Here is a 2,745-nt window from a genome sequence, read left to right as displayed (position 1 = left end):
CAATTATGGGGATAATAATTATACTTTTATTTTTCAAACAAAGAACTGCGATTAACAACGATCCATTCAAAAACATGTGGCTGGCTATTACACTCTCATTTCTATTCTACATACCAGTAGTCTTATGGTCTGATATTAATCAAAATATTGGTCTGTTGATGATTCCTAAGACGTTATCGTATGTATGGATTGTAATGATGGGCTATAAATACAATAGATTATTAGAGATTTAAGTAATTTCAATACCATGCAGGGGTATTCACCCGCATTACACTTAAGAAGCTATCAATAAATTTTTCTTTAGACTTTTAGTCTTTAGTAAATGACAAATAGTTGCGAGTAGAAGTCTTTCCGATTTAAATTTTAGTGACTTTAAAGAAAAACGCCTAACTTTTGTTAGGCGTTTTTTTTAATCCTTTTTTGTTGATGCTTTTGATTTTAAATGCAATGTAATTCCAACGGATAATATAAGTACTCCTATATTTCCAAATTTAGAAGTATCAATACCTGTTTGTGGCAGTGTATCTACATCCTTAATTGGCTTCGAAACCCCTTTAACAATCGCTTTTTCCTCGTTTGATGGCTTAATAGGAGGAACATTTGTAAAAGAGTATGTATTCGTCACTGTCAATCCATCTGAACTAAGTTTTGAAATATAATTTTCGGGAATTGTTACTTCGCTAATTGTATAAGAATACTCATTCCCTAAGTTGTCTGATTGCGGTAAATTAGTCCATGTATAGCTTGTTTCACCATCTTTTAGACTAACTGAATTTCCAAATGGAGCACCGTTTTGAAGCAACAGAAGCTCTATTGTTGGTTTTTTAGAGGGACCGCCAATCCAGACTTTGTTTCCTGTCACACTAATTAACGGCGATTCATACGTATTTGTAACAGTTAAACCATCGGCACTTAATTCTGAGTTATAGTTTCCAGGAATATTTACTTCACGAATACTATATGTATATTTATTTCCTGCGTTGTCCGTTAGAGGAAGGCTGTCCCATGTATAGCTTGTTTCACCATCTTTTAGACTAACTGAACTTCCAAATGGATCACCGTTTTGAAGCAACTGCAGCTCTATTGTTGGTTTTTCAGAAGGACCGCCAATCCAGACTTTATTTCCTGTCACACTAATTAATGGCGATTCATATGTATTTGTAACAGTTAAGCCATCGGCACTTAATTCTGAGTTATAGTTTTGAGGAATATTTACTTCACGAATACTATATGTATATTTATTTCCCGCGTTATCCGTTTGAGGAACGTTAATCCATGTATAGCTTGTTTCACCATGTTTTAAACTAACTGAATTTCCAAATGGAGCACCATTTTGAAGCAACTGTAACTCTATTGTAGGTTTTTGAGAAGGACCGCCGACCCATACTTTATTCCCGACGATATTTGATACCTTTATCGCATTTTCAATCACTAACAATTGTCCTTTTGTATCTGAAGTATTAATTTCAACTTGGTATCTGTTATCAGATGAAAAATCGACCCAAATTGGCGCATCTACTTCAACAACATAGTAAGATCCATTTGTTAGTGATGAGAAAACAATTTCGCCGTTATCATCAGTCATTTTTGATTCTACTAGTAAGTCATTTGAATCGTACAAATTAAACGAAACATCCTTAATTGTAGTTTCGGTCCCTTCTATTTTCTTGATAATTTTAATTTCATCTGAACCCGGATAGTTCCCGTCAATAGAACCATCTACTTCAATATTATTAACCGAATAATTAGAGTCTTCTTTCGTAGTACTTGTATCACCTTTTCTAATATACTCAATGCTAGAGTTATTCAAGAATTCTCGTGCAGAAGTATTCTGAATTTTAGTGAGATAACTAAAAGTAATACTGTCATTAATAAACTTTTCATTGATTGTTATTGTAATTTTGTTATCTGTATATTCTATAAATCCTATATTTGAATTATTGAACTCTTCTATACTATATGATCCTGTCATACTACCATTAACATTAACTCTCATCGATTCAAAAGTAAAAGAATGATCCCCGACAATATTATCGGAGATTAACACCTTACCATCTGTTTTACTTTGACGACTTGGATTATAGACAAGAAACCATCTGACATGCTCTGAATCGTTTGGTTGCATATCACCAGTCTTGTAATAGAATGTATCTGTTGTGCCACCTGAGGGCCCTCTGCGAATTAGTAGATTTTTATCAATTTTCGAACCAAGACTTCCATCCAGCTCCGTAATGTTTTCCTCACTGCTTTCGCCATTTAGGTTTCTCGCAATTGCGGAAAATTTAAACGTTCCTTTGACATTTTCCATTTTTTCAGCAACTTCGTTAAAAATTATAGTGGCAACGCTTTGTTGAATATCCACTTTTGCAAATGTTAAACCAGCACTATTATTCAACTCAAACTGTTTGTTAAATGCATGAATATACGCTTGATTTTTTTGAGGTAACACGAGTTTAATATAGTCACCTTCCTTTACTGTCACAGATGGTTTTTCAGAAAATAGAACATCTACAGAAAACTTTTCGCCATCTAATAACTCTACTGACGAGTAGGATATATTGTCAATTATACCTGATCGAGTTAAGTCATTAGATTGTTCAGCTTTAACAACGTCAGCTGGTAAGATTTGAAATAGAAAAACAATCAATAACACGGGGATTGTAAATATTTTAGCAATTCTTTTCATTGTGGGAAATCTCCTTTATATTTGCGTTTGCTAGAGTATATTAGCATGTAGTCTGTAGT

Annotated in this window: 1 protein-coding gene and 1 pseudogene; one reads left to right on the top strand and one right to left on the bottom strand. The window is 33.6% G+C overall.

The window, feature by feature from the left end:
* Nucleotides 1-233 (top strand): annotated as a pseudogene (locus GVV20_RS10340) (hypothetical protein); the annotation flags it as partial.
* Between the two features lie 176 nt (nucleotides 234-409).
* Here GVV20_RS10340 and GVV20_RS10335 read toward each other — a convergent pair.
* Nucleotides 410-2,686 (bottom strand): Cna B-type domain-containing protein, encoded by a 2,277-nt coding sequence (locus tag GVV20_RS10335; protein WP_159741471.1) that lies wholly within the window; start codon nucleotides 2,684-2,686, stop codon nucleotides 410-412.
* Nucleotides 2,687-2,745: the final 59 nt, after the last annotated feature.

The sequence above is a fragment of the Erysipelothrix aquatica genome (assembly GCF_009828775.2).
Taxonomy (GTDB): domain Bacteria; phylum Bacillota_I; class Bacilli_A; order Erysipelotrichales; family Erysipelotrichaceae; genus Erysipelothrix; species Erysipelothrix aquatica.
Note: the sequence above shows the minus strand (reverse complement) of the source record. Positions and strands in the feature narration are given on the sequence as shown.

Bases quoted from the DNA above. Each gene is read 5' to 3' on its own strand.
- GVV20_RS10335 (WP_159741471.1), bottom strand. From the start codon at position 2,686: ATGAAAAGAATTGCTAAAATATTTACAATCCCCGTGTTATTGATTGTT.